This is a genomic window from Vibrio sp. 10N.239.311.G01 (assembly GCF_041465805.1).
GTDB classification, from domain to species: domain Bacteria; phylum Pseudomonadota; class Gammaproteobacteria; order Enterobacterales; family Vibrionaceae; genus Vibrio; species Vibrio crassostreae_C.
The window spans coordinates 32,158-47,906 of sequence record NZ_JBFSRM010000029.1 but is presented as its reverse complement, the minus strand read 5'-3'; the positions used below and the strand labels follow the sequence as shown (position 1 = coordinate 47,906).

At 45.6% G+C, this 15,749-nt stretch carries 13 protein-coding genes; 6 read left to right on the top strand and 7 right to left on the bottom strand.

All coding sequences use genetic code 11. The features are described from left to right. Positions 1–7: 7 nt before the first annotated feature. A complete protein-coding gene (locus AB6D06_RS19240; RefSeq protein WP_372111433.1) occupies positions 8–463 on the bottom strand; it encodes a hypothetical protein in 456 nt (151 codons plus the stop codon). A gap of 461 nt (positions 464–924) precedes the next feature. Here AB6D06_RS19240 and AB6D06_RS19235 point away from each other — a divergent pair, with 461 nt between their 5' ends. The 6 genes from AB6D06_RS19235 to AB6D06_RS19210 all read left to right on the top strand — a co-directional run bounded on the left by AB6D06_RS19235 (position 925) and on the right by AB6D06_RS19210 (position 6,470). Beyond that, a complete protein-coding gene (locus AB6D06_RS19235) occupies positions 925–1,299 on the top strand; it encodes a cytochrome c (RefSeq protein ID WP_029235248.1) in 375 nt (124 codons plus the stop codon). Positions 1,300–1,336: 37 nt separating this feature from the next. Next, the gene (gene ccoN, locus AB6D06_RS19230) at positions 1,337–2,761 is read left to right on the top strand and encodes a cytochrome-c oxidase, cbb3-type subunit I (protein WP_017069846.1); all 1,425 of its coding nucleotides are present in this window, start codon (positions 1,337–1,339) and stop codon (positions 2,759–2,761) included. Continuing rightward, positions 2,762–3,376 (top strand): cbb3-type cytochrome c oxidase subunit II, encoded by a 615-nt coding sequence (locus AB6D06_RS19225; RefSeq protein WP_017064719.1) that lies wholly within the window; start codon positions 2,762–2,764, stop codon positions 3,374–3,376. Beyond that, positions 3,373–5,529 carry a c-type cytochrome gene (locus AB6D06_RS19220; protein WP_372111430.1) on the top strand — a complete coding sequence of 719 codons (2,157 nt, stop codon included), beginning with the start codon at positions 3,373–3,375 and terminating at the stop codon, positions 5,527–5,529. Before AB6D06_RS19225 ends, AB6D06_RS19220 begins: the two co-directional genes overlap by 4 nt. 266 nt (positions 5,530–5,795) lie before the next feature. Further along, a complete protein-coding gene (locus AB6D06_RS19215) occupies positions 5,796–6,023 on the top strand; it encodes a PAS factor family protein (protein ID WP_004730426.1) in 228 nt (75 codons plus the stop codon). A gap of 264 nt (positions 6,024–6,287) precedes the next feature. Further along, positions 6,288–6,470, top strand: coding sequence for a hypothetical protein (locus AB6D06_RS19210; protein ID WP_004730424.1), 183 nt, complete (start codon positions 6,288–6,290; stop codon positions 6,468–6,470). A 171-nt stretch (positions 6,471–6,641) separates the two neighbouring features. Here AB6D06_RS19210 and AB6D06_RS19205 read toward each other — a convergent pair whose 3' ends face one another. The 6 genes from AB6D06_RS19205 to AB6D06_RS19180 form a co-directional block, all read right to left on the bottom strand. Then, the gene (locus tag AB6D06_RS19205; protein WP_017064721.1) at positions 6,642–7,934 is read right to left on the bottom strand and encodes an alpha/beta fold hydrolase; all 1,293 of its coding nucleotides are present in this window, start codon (positions 7,932–7,934) and stop codon (positions 6,642–6,644) included. A gap of 396 nt (positions 7,935–8,330) precedes the next feature. Further along, positions 8,331–9,068 carry a DUF3726 domain-containing protein gene (locus tag AB6D06_RS19200; RefSeq protein WP_017064722.1) on the bottom strand — a complete coding sequence of 246 codons (738 nt, stop codon included), beginning with the start codon at positions 9,066–9,068 and terminating at the stop codon, positions 8,331–8,333. Next, the gene (locus AB6D06_RS19195) at positions 9,065–10,876 is read right to left on the bottom strand and encodes a hypothetical protein (RefSeq protein ID WP_102393759.1); all 1,812 of its coding nucleotides are present in this window, start codon (positions 10,874–10,876) and stop codon (positions 9,065–9,067) included. Before AB6D06_RS19195 ends, AB6D06_RS19200 begins: the two co-directional genes overlap by 4 nt. Before the next feature lie 263 nt (positions 10,877–11,139). Continuing rightward, positions 11,140–12,747, bottom strand: coding sequence for a BCCT family transporter (locus AB6D06_RS19190; RefSeq protein ID WP_372111427.1), 1,608 nt, complete (start codon positions 12,745–12,747; stop codon positions 11,140–11,142). Between the two features lie 230 nt (positions 12,748–12,977). Further along, on the bottom strand, positions 12,978–13,973 hold the full coding sequence (locus tag AB6D06_RS19185) for a membrane dipeptidase (RefSeq protein WP_017060833.1): 996 nt from the start codon (positions 13,971–13,973) through the stop codon (positions 12,978–12,980). 206 nt (positions 13,974–14,179) lie between these two features. Continuing rightward, on the bottom strand, positions 14,180–15,640 hold the full coding sequence (locus AB6D06_RS19180) for an aldehyde dehydrogenase family protein (protein ID WP_017060834.1): 1,461 nt from the start codon (positions 15,638–15,640) through the stop codon (positions 14,180–14,182). Between the last annotated feature and the right edge of the window lie 109 nt (positions 15,641–15,749).

The following is a 15,749-nucleotide window of genomic DNA, read 5'->3' as shown; positions in this document are numbered from 1 at the left end:
TTAGCCTCTACAGGTGAATATCACGAATCTGCCAAATCATCTTGGCATGGAAATCAGGGGTATTGGTTTCAGGGTTCGCAGAGATTGGGTAAATCAACCAAAACGGGCCTTTCTCTCTCACAGACATAAACTCCCCATTCTTTTTAATCGCAATGATGGGTTCATAGGTATCAAAATCTTCTTTGGGCACCGCAATTTTATAGTCATTCAATGCTACGAAAGTGACTTGTGATGATATCGGTAGATCCATATTTTCAAGCACCGTTTGTAACGTCACACCACTATAAACGGTCAGACCCTCGACCCAAGGCAAGGTGGTAGTAATTTCTGTCTGAGGAAGTGACAGGAGTTGCTCTCTACTAAAACCATGCTTTTGCCCAGAGTGGTCGAAAAACGTTAACTCTGAGGCTGCAAAAATCGAAAACGAGCAAAGCCAAAGCATCAACAAGAATACAGTTCTCATTCTAAACTCCATTTAAAAGGTCACTAAATTGAGTCTAGTATAAATTGACCATTTAACTTGTACCGATACCACTCAGATTGATTGGTATCACTTTATTCCGAATGCTCCTACACCTCGCTGTTTTTCAATAACTTCGCCGTTTCTCTGTCTCTTCCATCACCGCTCTCGTTCAGCGCTCCCTACCCGCTTGACGTATTTCTTCTCGACTGGTTAGTAAGAAAAACTCGTATTTTACTCTGCGTAAGTAAACCAATCAGCCTTATGAATACGTATCAAACAACAAAATTAACAATAAATATGAGTAAGTAAGTAGCGAGAATGCTGGTTGCTGCATAACCTTTAATCGAACGTAAGCAGCTTTAAGAGACCTAATAACGAGTTCCAGTCGTTTCTTCTCCACCAATTGATCTCGTGTATTGACCTTAGAAAGCTTACTCATTTCATAATCAAGGGAATCGAGAATGAGTTTGAATATAAAAAAATTTAACCCCATGGCGACACTTTCTACCCTAGTAATGACGCTGGTCATGTTTCCTGTTTCTGCTGAAGTTAATCAAGAACAATTCGAATTAGGTAAACAAAAAGCCAAAGTGTGTATGACCTGTCATGGCGCTGATGGCATCTCAACACAAGATCCCTACCCGAACCTTCGCGGTCAAAAAGTGGGTTATCTCATCTCTTCATTGAAAGATTATCAGACTCGAGAAAGAACCAGTGGTTTAGCGATTCTCATGCAGCAACAAGCCGACACGCTCTCAGACCAAGACATCCGTGACATTTCCTATTTCTATTCTGTGCTCGGCAACGAAGCAGGCTCGCTCAGCGATTCAAATTAAGTCAGCGATTCAAAACCTCTAGGCAAGGAGCCTTGTTATGGAACAAGTGACAACGCAATACAGCATTAAGGTCGTGAAGTACTTCATCATTGCATCCTTAGTGTGGGCGATTGTAGGTATGATCATCGGCGTGATTCTCGCCGCGCAATTATATTGGCCAGTCTTAAACTTTGATTCTCAGTATTTCCAATTTGGTCGACTGCGTCCGCTACATACCTCTGGAGTAATTTACGGCTTCGTCGTGAATATCTTGATGGGGACGTCTTTGTACATTGCCCAGCGAACAGGCCATTGTGACTTGTTCAACAAAAGCCTTTCATGGATGGTATTTTGGGGCTGGCAATTCATCCTGTTACTTGCGGTCATTTCCTTACCCGCAGGCCACACTACCTCAAAAGAGTATGCGGAGCTTGAATGGCCAATCGACTTGATGATTGTGTTGGTTTGGGTGCTGTACGCGGTGTTGTTCTTTGGCACCCTTGCTAAACGAAAGGTCAGCCATATCTTTGTGGCTAACTGGTTCTTTGCTGCATTCATTATCGTCGTTGCAATGATTTTCATCGTGAACAACCTCGCGATGCCTGTGTTGGCGATGAAGTCCTACTCTGTGTTTGCAGGCGCTCAAGATGCGATTGTTCAATGGTGGTGGGGACATAATGCCGTCGGTTTCTTGCTGACCGCTGGTGTGATTGGTATGAACTACTATTTCATACCCAAAGCGGCGGATCGACCTATCTACTCGTACCGTTTGTCTGTGATCCATTTCTGGGGCTTGGTCGGCTTTTACACGTGGGCCGGAACGCACCATTTGGTTTATTCTTCTGTTCCCATCTGGATTCAGAACATCGGCATCGTTATGTCTTTGATCCTGTGGCTCCCTTCTTGGGCAGGCGCGTTCAATAGCGCAATGACCCTCCTACAAAATAAAGAAAAGCTGAAGTCCGACTACATTCTTTTATTCTTTTTCTCAGCGATTCTTTACTACTGCTTGGCAACATTCGAAGGTCCGCTACTCGCTATTCGCTGGTTCAACATGGTGGCACACAACACCGAATGGATCATCGGGCACGTACATTCCGCGGCTCTCGGATGGGTTGGGATGTCAGGGATAGCGGTTTTTTACTACTTCATTCCACGCTTATGGGGCCAAACCGATCTATGGTCACGACGACTGATTAAATGGCACTTTTGGCTTGCTCATGCTGGCGTCGCCATCTATGCAATAGCACTTTGGATCGCAGGCATCGGCGAGGGATATATGTGGCTCGCTCAAAATGAAAATGGCGAACTGATTTACAGTTTTGTAGAAGCTATGGACTTTAAAGCACCTTGGCTATTCATGCGTTTCTTTGGTGGCGCGCTGTTTGTACTTGGATTGTTCTTAATGGCTTTCAACTTGTACAAAACGGTTCGTATGCCCGTAACAAATGATGCTAAACACACTGTTAATGAAGGAGCTTAAATGATGAGTAAAGACTTTACACATTCAATCGTCATTTTAATTTTGACCACTGTTGTCGTGGCCTCCTTCTCTTTATTGGTCTGGGTAGTGCCAAGCATTGTCCGTGGCGATGATATTGCCAAAGGCAGCTTAGCGATGCCTCTCACACCGATTGAGTTAGCAGGCCGAGACATATACATCAGTGAAGGCTGCCATGTTTGTCACACACAAATGGTTCGCCCTCTAGAGCCAGAAGTGAAGCGTAATGGTCGCCCGAACCAAGAAGCAGACGATATCTATGAGTTTCCTAACTTGTGGGGCTCTAAACGTACTGGTCCTGACCTCACTAACTTAGGTAGAAAGTATTCTGACCAATGGCATGCTATTCACTTAATTGACCCTCGAAAAGTCGTACCGACCTCGATCATGCCCTCTTACCCGTGGCTATTTGAGCAGACTCTGACTGGCGATGATATTAGCGCCAAAATGGAAGTGTTACGTACCTTAGGTGTGCCTTATACCGATCAAGAAATTGGTGATGCCCGTTTGCAAGTAAGAGGCAAAACCAAAGGTGAAGCTCTGATTCGCTATTTACAAAGCCTGGGTAAAGATACGTCACAGGAGGTATCACAATGAGCACATTCTGGAATCTATGGGCGGTACTCTTAACCTTAATATTCTTTGTTCTGATGGTGTCTGTTGTCGTTAAATACTGGCGTAGCAATCACAAGGCCGATCACGACCACACCATTGGCACCTTTGATGGTATTGAAGAGAAAGATGCGCCTCCACCTAAGCTGTTATTTATCAGTTATGCAGTGGCATTTCTTTTGTCTGCGGGTTATTTGGTGCTCTACCCCGGGCTTGGAGAATGGGAAGGCTTAGTCGATTGGGAACAAAGCGACGATAAGCTCAGTTCACCATCCACCACTCTCAATGAGCAATTTGCACAAACCAGCGAAACCACGTTAGAGGGATTAGCTGCTGTCCCAGAGATCGTGAACAGCGGTAGGATTCTATTCCAAACTCACTGTGCCGCTTGTCACCGAGATAATGCACAAGGTCAGAAACACTTCCCTAATCTTATCGACCAAGAATGGTTATACGGCGGCAGTGATGAAGCTGTGATCCATTCGATTGCCAAAGGGCGAAATGGAGCGATGCCGGGTTGGAGTGAAATCATGCGCCCAGACGAGGTGGCAAAAGTCTCCTACTATCTAGCCTCCCTCAACCAACGTCATACCGATGTGCCGGAGATTAAAGTCGAGCTCGGTAAAACCTTGTTCGTCCAATACTGTTCGTCTTGTCATGCCGATGGTGCTGTCGCTAACCCAGCGATTGGCGTACCTGATCTTTCCGATGATATCTGGCTTCACGGAGGGAGTATTGAAGAGATTCAGCACACCATCAATTACGGTTTGAACAACCTAATGCCTGCGTTTGATGAGCAGCTCAGTGAGAACGAGATACTCGCGCTTGGGGCTTATATCCGACACGCTGGTGACGTAGAGCAACAACGGCTCGCGAGTTTGAAAGCATCATCTGTTGAGCGCGGAGAATATCTCGCTTATGCCGGTGACTGTGTGGCTTGTCATAGTGCAGAAGGTGGCGAACCCTTTGCTGGCGGCCTACCCTTTGTCACCCCCTTCGGCACCGTGTATTCAACCAACATAACGCCACACACTACCGAAGGTATTGGGACTTATGACTTCGATGATTTCCGAGCGGCGTTAGTCGCAGGTAAAGGCAAGAATGGTTACCTGTACCCTGCAATGCCTTACACCTCCTATCAATACCTCACCGACCAAGACATGTTGGATTTATGGGAATACATGCAGTCAATCACCGCCGTGCCGCGACGCAATGATGACAACAGCATGATGTTTCCATCCAATATTCGCTTAGGTTTGCTTGGCTGGAACATCGTATTCATGGATACCGACCCTATTGATTATGAAGTGCCAGAGGAACTCAAAGGAGAAATTGAGAATGTCGATAAGTGGCAACAAGGCAAATATTGGGTCGCAGGACTTGGTCACTGTTCGGAGTGCCATACACCTCGAAATATTGCCCAAGCACTGATACCAGAACGTATTTTCCAAGGTAACTTGATCGACGGTTGGAACGCGCCTGATATTACAGCCAATGAGCTCTATATCGATGGTTGGGATGAAGCAACACTCACAGACTTTTTACACACAGGACATTCAGACAAAGGCACCGCTTTTGCGGGTATGGCTGATGTAGTGAAAAACAGCCTAAGCTTGATGACGCGTGAAGATATTGAGTCGATGTCCTATTACCTACTCAGTGGGGACATCAACAACACCATTGCCAGTGATGCCGTTCAGTTACAGCCTAAAGGGTTTGATGAAGCTGCGTATGCCAGTGAAATCTACACCACGTATCGTCAAACTTGTGGGGCGTGTCATGGTGACGATGGTAAAGGTCGCGACCCAATCGCCCCTACTCTGTTGAATAATGGCATTATCATGCACAGCGACCCATTCAACACCATTGCGGTAACCGTTCGCGGCTTGCAACCTACCTATCTCGACAAAGATCGAAACTTCATGCCGATGGCAAGTTTCGAGGATGTATTGTCGGATCAACGCTTAGCTGAGTTAATCACGTTTGTGCGTTTAAACCTTGGCGACCGAAATGAACCAGTCACGGCTGAACATGTTCGAGAGGTAAGAGAAACACTTGAAGCAGCGGGTTATGCGGGTGGATTACACACCACGCCTGAAATGTACGAAAATCGAGATAAGAACATTAACATACGATAGGCGCTGTAGCTGTGCGTAGCCGATTGGCTCAATAAACAGCGAACAGCACGTAACTTTTATCTTTGCTAACAAGCCAAAAGGAGACCACTGTGTCTCCTTTTCTTTTGCCCAAACCCAAGTTTTCGATACTTTGCCATACAACACAATTGTAACTAACTGATTACACAATTAAGCAGAGCTGCACATAATGCGATCAATCTCGCAGAACAAAGATGACACCAAGTGCATAATATGCAAAATTTTCTAAAGATGTACTAAGGACAGTTATGGATACAACTACACTCATCTACGATACGTTGGAAGGCCTGTCGAGCGCAAAGCCACAGCAACACGCTCAAATCCGCCAAAATCTATATAACCAATTAGATTTATCATTTGAGAAGCAGTTGGCTTTGTATTCATCAGTTCTTGGTCCAGCAAGTGCTGGTAGATTGACCGATTTGGATAGTGCAGTGATGTCTGCACGCAAGATTGTTGGCTTAGAAAACAGCTAAGCAATCTTCAACCTATCTCAACTTTAACGCTGCCATTGTGCAGCGTTTTTTTATGGACGCTATTTACGATAAGTAAGGTTGGTTACAATAAATGCTGTTAGTTGCGATAAGTACGGTTAAGTAAGATAAGTGCAGTTAGGTCTGTTTTTCAAGTTACACGCATTCTCATTTGGTTAATCTTATGTTCCATTTTTAACAGGTGTGTAACCACAATAATGGCGCTAATGTTAGTAGCACGTTAACCACACATCGGATGGAAGAATCATGAGAGTACTTATTGAATATACACAAACAGGCAAATACCGTGATCATGCGTGGGAAGCATTAACGATTCGTTCAAAAGGCGAAATTCAAGCTGTAACTCCCTCTTATGCGGCTCAGCTTATCGAACAGAACCGCGCCAGCTTATCGACCACTGAAAATCAAGATATCGTCATCCAACCTTAATGGCTTCAAGGGCTACCCCTCCTAGTTCCTTAAATCGAATAGTTCGATGACATAAAAAAACGCTGCATGGGTGCAGCGTTTTCTTGTTTCTGGCGTATCGTATTTCTAACGTAGATAGTTTCTAAAGTAGAAAGCTTCTAACGCATCTTGTTTCTAGTGCAAATAGCTTGATTACTTTGGCAGATTTTCTAACGCTTCAACCATCGTCATCAATTTATCGACAATCCTTTCGCCGTCTACTCGCAAGCCATTGTGTTCATATTCATTGGTGATCCACGCTTTCGAGTTAGGAATGTTCGCCAATGTTTCACGGCTGTAATCCAACTCAACGTACATGTCATCGGCGTAAACGGCACACGCCATTGGCACTGTATTCTTGCTCAACTGCTCTGCGTTGTACAAAGTGCCCCAGTCCGACTTTTCAGCCAACATGTTCGCGGCTTCACGCAGTGGCTTCAGCGTTTCAAGTTGGTCGAACATCCATGGGTACACCATTTCACCAGTAAACCAGAACTCACTGCCCGATTGGTAGTTGAAGTGTGGGTACTGCTCACGAACACGATGTGCAGACCAGTTAGACGCTGTACCTTGACAGTAAATCGATTCATGCAAGATTGCGTAAATTGGGTTAGTTAAGTAACCCTGCTCTTGCTGCATTTGATTTAGGAAGCTGTAGCTCAGCTGTCTGTTACCGTTCACTTCAACAAACGCACTCTCCAGTGTGAAATACATTGGAAGGTTTGCTTCGCCGCCACCAAGATTAATACCTATTAGCTGGAACTGTTCAACTGTGAACACCTGACCGTTTGGCAGTCTCACATCGTTGTTGAGCAGGTAATCAGAGATCTCGCGACACATAGCTTGTGCTTGTGGGAACTGAGCAAAGAAAGCTCTGTTTTTGTCTTCTACACGCTTGTAAGTCGCACGATAAACATCGTCAGCTTCTCGTTCAATAGAAGGAATGCCGCCCGTCACATAACAACGCTGCAAGCTCTGTGGGAACAGTGACAAATAGCTCAGTGTACAGAAGCCACCAAAGCTTTGACCAATCGTCGACCATTGCTTAATACCAAACTGTTCACGAATCGCTTCAGCGTCACGAACGATGTTATCCGCTCTGAAATGCGTTAAGTATTCGACTTGTTGTTCTGGAGACAAATGCGCCAAAGTTTCATGGCTGATAACCGTGCTGTTGCCAGTACCACGTTGGTCTAGAAGCAGAACACGGTAGTTTTGTAATGCACGCTTTAGCCAACCCGATTGACCACTCACCCGTGGAGAAGGAAAACCTGGGCCGCCTTGAAAGTAGATCAACCACGGCAGCTCTTGCTCATCTTTAGCGAGATCAACCAGCTCACGTGCGAAGACTTGGATCTGTTGTCCATCTTTGGCTTGATAATCAAGTGGCAACTCGAAAGAGTGCTGACGGTACAGGGTGGTTCCATCAATAAAGTTAGCTTGCACGCTTCATTCCTTTTTATCTGATTCTAAAGTCATTGGTACGAATAAAAATGGCACCCTTTGGCACCGTAGTTAGCAAGATACGCATACTAGCTTGTAAATGAAACCGTTTGTTGAACCTGAATGTGAAGGTACTTCATTAAATCGCCAAATTAGCTTTATACGCGTAACAACTTGTGTCAAAACAGAGAGTTTAAGATGTGATCTATTGAGAAGAAGAACAAAAGTGGGACACAAATAAAAAGAGCTTAACGAGGTGAGGATACGTTAAGCTCTTTGGTTTTATCTGTTGTAAATGAGGTTTTTAGGTTGAACAAGCTCAGGCTTTATAGGTTTAGTTTCTATAAGCCAAAGATCTATAAACTGAGCTTCTGTAACTTATAGCTCTATAAAACAAAGCTAAGAAGCCTCGAGCTCACCTGCACCTTGAATTGAACGTTGGCTGTTTTCAACAAGGATAGCCGTCGCCGTTTCTTTCAACGCGCCCCACTCTCCATCGTCAACTTCAATGCCCTCGTTCCACGCCTTCTCTTGAGTTTTAAAAAGCGCTTCCGATTCAATGTGTGTTTGGTAGCCATCTGACAAACGTTCGATATCGAAATCCTGGACGGAAAGCTCGATGGTCATATTGTGGATATGATCGTCCGATGCCAGAGGCAAATCTGATAAAAACAGTTCTGGTGCAACGCAACCACGGTTAAGCACATACAAGGTGCTCTTAGGATTTGAGCCATTATCCCAACGTGCGGTACATGCGATGCCTTTCGCTGCCAGTTTTACAAGCTCACTGTACGCTAACCAACGGTTATGGCAGTTGTTTAGCTCGATTTTCAGCGTCTTTTTACCGACCATTTTTTCAATGGCGTAATCCATCACCACAGGAAGATGACACGCTAAGCTCGCCTTGTGCAGGTCCACTTCAACTGTGTTGTCGCTTGTCACTTGGATGTCTACAGGGCAATCGTCTTCTAGCCCCATAAAGTTGCTCGCATTGTTAAAATGACGAACACCATCCAAGCCAACCATTTGTAAATCTGCCACCATGTTCGCTATCACATCGGCTTCACCACATGTACGACGCATACCCAGAAAGGCTTTATTAACGGCCGCTACCAGTTCATTGTGAGAAACGATCATAACGATTTACCTCCATGTTGAGCGTTGATATGTGTAGGAACTTTATTTGAGTCAGCGATCTCCGCTTCACTTGGTAAGATTGGGAACACCCATTCGTCCTGATGAATTTCATCAAGCAACGGTGCACCTTGGAAAAACGTCACTCGTACCCAACGGTCTGAGCGAGGATCAAACTTAGTCGCTCCAAACATCGCTAGCTTACAACGCAGCAAATGCATTGGTGGCGAGTCTTGGTGCAGCACGTTCATTTGAATGTCGCCCATCGCCTTGTTACCTAACGTCCACACACGGCGCGCAATGGCACGATGCTGCGGTTGTTTAACAAGGAATTCAGCCAATGAAAGCTCTGGCGCGAATTGCAATAAAGCATGGTACAGACGGTAAGCTTGACGGCCGATATCCAACGGCAGTTCGCGCTCTTCGCCGAGTTCCTCGCCTCGAACACCGAGCCTTGGCTCTTCTTTGTCCTGAGAGCGATACCAGAACCAGTAGTTATTTTCTGCTTTCGTAAAGTCAGTCGTGATCGCCCAACGGTACTTTTCTTCTAACACAACCAATAGGTCTTGGATCTTTTTGCCACTAGGAAGCGAGAGTGTTTCGCTACAATTCATTTGCTCTTGATGGGCGTCCACTAATTCTGGGTACAATTCCATCAAGCATGAGATAAGGATTTCTTGGGCTTCCATACTCATGTGCTTAGATTGTTCAACTAACTGCGCCCATGTATCGCAATGGTTTACAGAAGCTTCTAGTGACTGTTCTGCGTGTTTCAACTCATCAACAGCGGTTTTGTTCAACTCTTGCTGATTTTCATTGATGGTAACAACTTGTTCTAAATGACAAATCGCTTTTTTAACTAATGTACGTAGGGGCTCAATCAATGCCGTATCCGTGTGATTAGCTAACACGTCAGCTAATGCATGCTCACGGGTTGTCATCCATTGATCGACAATACTTGGGTGGTTAATCAGATATGGCGCCATACCTAAACCTGTGGCATTACCCACACCTAGGTAGCGTTGTAAGCCTCTGTGCAAGGTAATCGCTTGTTCACCGCCTTGTTGCTCCGCTAGGTAATGAACCCAATCTAGGCTGAACTCACGCAGCATATAAACAGCACACATTTGAGCACTGAACGATTGATTAAAATCTGGATTCTTTTCCAAGATTTTAAAGTCAGCAATACCAAACTTACCATTACCATAAACCGCTGTGGTTCGTAGGATGTAGCCAACTTCCGCTAGCTCTTTTGGCGTTGGTTGAACACCTTTAGCCAAGTGACTAACAATATGTTCAAACACTCGTACACTTTTGTTGGCACGCGCTAAAACAAGCACATTGTTAGGGTTACGGCCTGCTTCTTGTAGCGGTACATTCGCACGAAGTCTCTCAAGTAGGGTGACATCAACATCACCAAGAACCAGAGCAAACGTTACGTCCCACTTTTCAGCAATTACACGGTCATTTCGTTCGTCGTCTGCAATCTCATCGCAGAAAACAACCAAATGATAAACATGATTTGGCGTCTCTAGCTTATAGATAACATGACCAAAACCTCGAGCGTCTAGTTGCCACTCATGCTTAGTCACTTTCCATTGCTGTTGCGCCATTTTACGAATCAGAGTTCTTACGAAGCTGATGCGTGTTTGGTGCATAGCACCCAGTCTTTCCGGTGCCATGACGACCGTTGCGTCACGTAGTGCTGATTCAGTGTAGGTAGAACGATGTGCATCCATTTTGCTCACCACCTTATAGTTATAGGATTTTGCTAGCCATTCAGAACCGATCGTTGCTGTCTTTTGAAGCATATATAGCGACAGTATGTTGGTTAGCTTTCACGTTTTTAATCGTTATTGATATTATCGAGGCAAGCGAACTCGCCACTTATTATTTGTCCTGACTAGATCGATTGACCTAAATACGTGCCGCCCGGTGTATCTTCACCAGTACGGTTTTTATCTTCCTTCCGGAATCTTGTATCAGCCTTCTTTCAAAGGCTCACACCTTGTTTATCTTCAGTTTTTAGAGAGCTTTATCTCTACATTTTCTTCTTTATACCGGCATTGATGTTTTATAAGCCTTGATCTTTCGCCATCTTGATTGCGATTTGAGGCGCATTCCAAAGTGATGGCAGCAAGATTAAGGACACCGGTACCGCTGTGATAACTATGAATGATTGCAGCGCTGAAATACCGCCGGAACCTAGGGAAATCAGAATCAATGCTGTTACCCCCATCATCACACCCCAGAAAGTACGAATAATTGCGTTAGGCTCTGTCTCACCGCTGACTACCACACTGATGGTGTAAGTCATTGAGTCACCTGTCGTTACGATGAAGATCGTCGTCAAGATCAAGAACAGAATAGAGATAAGCATTGGCATTGGTAGTTGCTGAGTTACTGCCAGTAGCGCGCCAGGTAAATTAAAGCCTTCGAACGCTTTACTTACGCTGCCTGGGTCTGCAATTTCAAACGCAAGGCCAGAACCGCCAACAATGGTGAACCAGAAACATGTTACGAACGGTGCAATAAGACTGATGGTTGATACCAATTGGCGAATACTACGACCGCGTGAAATACGTGCGATGAAGATTGCCATCATTGGGCCGTAACCTAAGAACCAACCCCAGAAGAATACTGTCCACCAGCTCAACCAACCTTCGTCACCACGGTATGTTGCCATTGGGATGAAGTTGTCTATCATGCTGCCTACACCTTGGATGTAGCCATTGAAAATGAAGTTTGTTGGGCCGAAGATCAGAATGTAGACCATCAATGACATTGCTAAAATTACGTTGTAACGGCTTAGCATTTGCATTCCGCGGTTAAGACCACTTAATGCCGACAATGTGTATAGAACGATAGCGAACAGGATGATGATAAGCTGCGTCGTGAAGCCATCAGGAATATCAAACAGTGCGTTCAGTGCGTAGCTCACTTGCAAGCCTAAGAAGCCGATAGGACCAATGGTGCCCGCCGCTACTGCGACAATACAACATGCATCAATCAATGCGCCGGTGTGACCTTTCAATGCTCGCTCGCCTAAAACTGGGTAAAGCAAAATACGAGGTTTAAGCGGTAAGCCTTTGTCGTAGTGAAGGTGCATCACCACAATAGACGTTAAGCTACCGACAATGGCCCATGCTAGAAAACCCCAGTGCATGAAGGATTGCGATAAAGCATTCACCGCGCCTTGCTGTGCGTTTTCTTGTGCGCCGTACAATGGTGGTGGGCTAACGTAGTGAGCGATAGGCTCTGCTGCTGCCCAAAATACACCGCCACCTGCCAGTAGCGTACAGAAGATGATCGCCATCCAACGGAAGCCGTCCATTTCAGGTTTAGCGATGCCGCCTAGGATAACCTTGCCTGTTCGCCCTGCCGCCAGGCCAAGACCAATAAGAAAAGTCAGAAGAAGAAGCATTTGCCAGTAAGGACCGAATACTTTTACAGACCATGCAAAGCCCGTATTTACTAGGCTTGATAACAGCTCGCCATCAAATAGAGCAAGTGCCACGAACAGAGCGAAAAAACCGCCGCTGTACCAAAGTGCTGGGTTGGATAGGCCTAATTTGTCTGACGTAGACTCAGACTCGTTTGTGTTGCTTTTTGCATTAATTGTTGTGTGTGCTTGACCCGCATTTAAGCTTGAAGATTTCACGCTATTGGTTAAATCAGACATACTCTGACTCCAGAGGTTTCTTTGCAGCTGTCATTTGAATGATGACTACAAGGGTGTATTTAACACCTGCCCTATTGTTTTTTGTGTTGGGCAGGCTAATCCATGTTTGGGTTACCGCGTTGCGAAATAGACCGTTGTTCCTTTTGAATAGTGAAATTGGTTTAAGCAGCACTTGCTTATTGAACGTTTGTTAGAAGGCTGCTAATTCGATGATGGCTCGCGAGAAACCGTTAACCCTTGGTTTGAGGCTCTAGGCCATCTTTCAAGAAGTTAAACCAGTTTTCTCCCAAGACTTGCCCAGCTTCAGACTCGCTGAAACCATGACGCATCAATCCGTTATATATGTTTTCCATACCCGCACTACCACAGAACCAAGGCAACGCATCTGGCCAACCTGAGTTGTTCGCAGAGCCTTCGCCGTAGTCCATTGCTTTAGACCAACGACCATTTCTCATCCATTCAAGAACGGCTTGAGGTTGGTTTAAGCATAGGTCACTGCCAATACCGAGGTGCTCTACGCCGACCATGTCAGCCGTAGTCGCAACCATCTGGCAGAAATCTTCCAAGGTACATTGGCTGCCGTTTGGTAGGTGGAATGGGTACAAGCTGAATCCGATTAAGCCGCCGCGTGCGGTTAGAGCTTTAATTACATCGTTTGATTTATTTCGTAGTGCATCATGAGCAAACGTCGGGTTCGCATGGCTGATACAAATAGGACGAGAAGACAAGTCGATAGCTTCAAGTGTTGAGCGCTCTGCACTGTGAGACATATCTATGATCATGCCCACTCGGTTCATCTCTTCGATGGCTTGTTTACCAAAGCGAGTAATACCTGTGTCGTTCTTCTCGTAGCAACCCGTCGCCAATAAGCTCTGGTTGTTGTACGTCAGTTGCATGATCAAAAGACCTTGCTTACGCATCACTTCGATAAGACCGATCTCATCGTCGATTGGAGAACAGTTTTGAGCACCAAGGAAAATGCCGACTTTGCCAGTCGCTTTTGCAGTCTCGACATCAGCCATTGAGTGAATCGGCATGATAAGGTCTGCGTTCTGCTCGAATCTTAAATTCCATTCTGCAAAGCGAGATAAGGTTTCACGAGCCGTCTCGTGGTAAACCGCGGTAGCGTGAACTGCTGTAATGCCGCTCGCCTTTAGTGTTTGGAAATATTCTCTGTTCCAATTGCAGTATTGCAATCCATCTATAACAATCCGTTGCTGGTACATAACCACTCCTATTGAAAGCTCAGTGTTCTAGCTCGGTTTTGAAAACACGCTCAAATAACATGTTTTCAAAAATGGGTTAAATCACTTGTCTAAGTTCGTTTGCTGCTTTGGTTTGAATGTTGGCCTGACTCTGTGAATCAGGCCAATTCGATAGCTGGATAGCTAGGAAGTTAATTCAGCTATCCAATTCTTATTTAGAAAGTGGATTAGTAAGGACGTTGGTAAGCCGTCTTAACCACTGTGTAGAACTCTTTCGCGTATTGACCTTGCTCACGAGGACCGAAGCTAGACTCTTTACGACCACCAAACGGTACGTGGTAATCCGTGCCTGCTGTTGGTAGGTTGACCATCACACAACCGGTCTGCGCTTGTTGCTTGAACATTGCGCTAGTACGTAGGCTCTGAGTAATGATGCCGCCTGTTAGACCGAAGCGAGTGTCGTTGGTTGTCGCAATCGCTTCTTCTAGGTCAGCGACACGAATCACACTTGCCATTGGTGCGAACACTTCTTCTTGGTTCACTTCCCAATCGTTCTTAGTGTTCAAGAACAGCGTTGGAGACATGTAGAAACCTTCGTGCTTCATACTCAAGCGTTCGCCACCAAATGCCAGCTCACCGCCGCTTTGACGTGCTTTCTCAACCCAACCTAGGTTTGCTTCAAGTTGGTTGCCATCAACGACAGGGCCCATGAACACACCCTCTTCCAGTGCGTGACCCACTTTCAGCTCGCTCATACGTTTAATCAGTGCTTCAACGTATTGGTCGTGAATGCTATCCATAACCACAAGGCGAGAAGACGCGGTACATTTTTGGCCTGCGCCAGAGAAAGAACCTGCAATCGTTGCATCAACCGCAGTTTGGATATCAGCATCGTCAGCAATAACAAGTGCGTTCTTACTGCCCATTTCTAGTTGGCATCGAACGAAGTTTGGCGCTGTAGCCGCTGCCACTTTACGACCCGTATCAACAGAACCGGTAAAGCTCACACCGTTCACTTCTTTAGAGTTGATCAGTGCATCACCTACTGTTGAACCGCTACCCAGTACAAGGTTAAACGTACCTGCAGGGATACCTTGGCGGTGGATGATCTCTGTAAGCGCGACCGCACTTGCTGGTGTTAGGTTTGCTGGTTTCCAAATAACGCTGTTACCGAAAGCCAATGCTGGAGCAATTTTCCAAGCTGCTGTTGCTGTCGGGAAGTTCCAAGGAGAGATAATGCCGATAACGCCCACCGCTTCGCGAGTCACTTCAACAGAAACACCCGGGCGTACAGAATCTGCGTTGTCACCAATTTGGCGAAGCACTTCAGCCGCAAAGTATTGGAAGAACTGACCTGCACGGTAAATCTCACCGCGACCTTCAGCAAAAGGCTTACCTTCTTCACGAGATAGCAAAGTGCCCAGCTCATCACAACGGGCAATCAGCTCATCACCAATCGCTTGAAGCACCGCTTGCTTGCGTTCAATCGGCGTTTTTTCCCACTCTGGTTGAGCGTGTTTCGCCGCTGAAATCGCTTGTTGAACTTGTTCAGCACTTGCTTGTGCAAAGTTGCCAATATTTTCAGAAATATCTGATGGGTTAATGTTCGCTACGGTGCTTACACCCGCTTGCCATTCGCCGCCAATGTAAAGTGCGTTTTCTGCTTGAACATTCTGTAAGTGAGTCATCATTCTGTCCTTGTAACGTTAGGTTGCGGTTGAGTCTGGCAACCATCGGATTAATTAATAAATTGTTAATTCATATAGAGAATAAGTATTAATTTTGTATCTAGACGTA

Excerpts from the sequence above, each read along its gene's own strand:
- AB6D06_RS19240 (WP_372111433.1), bottom strand. The coding sequence starts at position 463 with ATGAGAACTGTATTCTTGTTGATGCTTTGGCTTTGCTCGTTTTCGATT.
- AB6D06_RS19235 (WP_029235248.1), top strand. The coding sequence starts at position 925 with ATGAGTTTGAATATAAAAAAATTTAACCCCATGGCGACACTTTCTACC.
- ccoN (WP_017069846.1), top strand. The coding sequence starts at position 1,337 with ATGGAACAAGTGACAACGCAATACAGCATTAAGGTCGTGAAGTACTTC.
- AB6D06_RS19225 (WP_017064719.1), top strand. The coding sequence starts at position 2,762 with ATGATGAGTAAAGACTTTACACATTCAATCGTCATTTTAATTTTGACC.
- AB6D06_RS19220 (WP_372111430.1), top strand. The coding sequence starts at position 3,373 with ATGAGCACATTCTGGAATCTATGGGCGGTACTCTTAACCTTAATATTC.
- AB6D06_RS19215 (WP_004730426.1), top strand. The coding sequence starts at position 5,796 with ATGGATACAACTACACTCATCTACGATACGTTGGAAGGCCTGTCGAGC.
- AB6D06_RS19210 (WP_004730424.1), top strand. The coding sequence starts at position 6,288 with ATGAGAGTACTTATTGAATATACACAAACAGGCAAATACCGTGATCAT.
- AB6D06_RS19200 (WP_017064722.1), bottom strand. The coding sequence starts at position 9,068 with ATGATCGTTTCTCACAATGAACTGGTAGCGGCCGTTAATAAAGCCTTT.
- AB6D06_RS19195 (WP_102393759.1), bottom strand. The coding sequence starts at position 10,876 with ATGCTTCAAAAGACAGCAACGATCGGTTCTGAATGGCTAGCAAAATCC.
- AB6D06_RS19190 (WP_372111427.1), bottom strand. The coding sequence starts at position 12,747 with ATGTCTGATTTAACCAATAGCGTGAAATCTTCAAGCTTAAATGCGGGT.
- AB6D06_RS19185 (WP_017060833.1), bottom strand. The coding sequence starts at position 13,973 with ATGTACCAGCAACGGATTGTTATAGATGGATTGCAATACTGCAATTGG.
- AB6D06_RS19180 (WP_017060834.1), bottom strand. The coding sequence starts at position 15,640 with ATGACTCACTTACAGAATGTTCAAGCAGAAAACGCACTTTACATTGGC.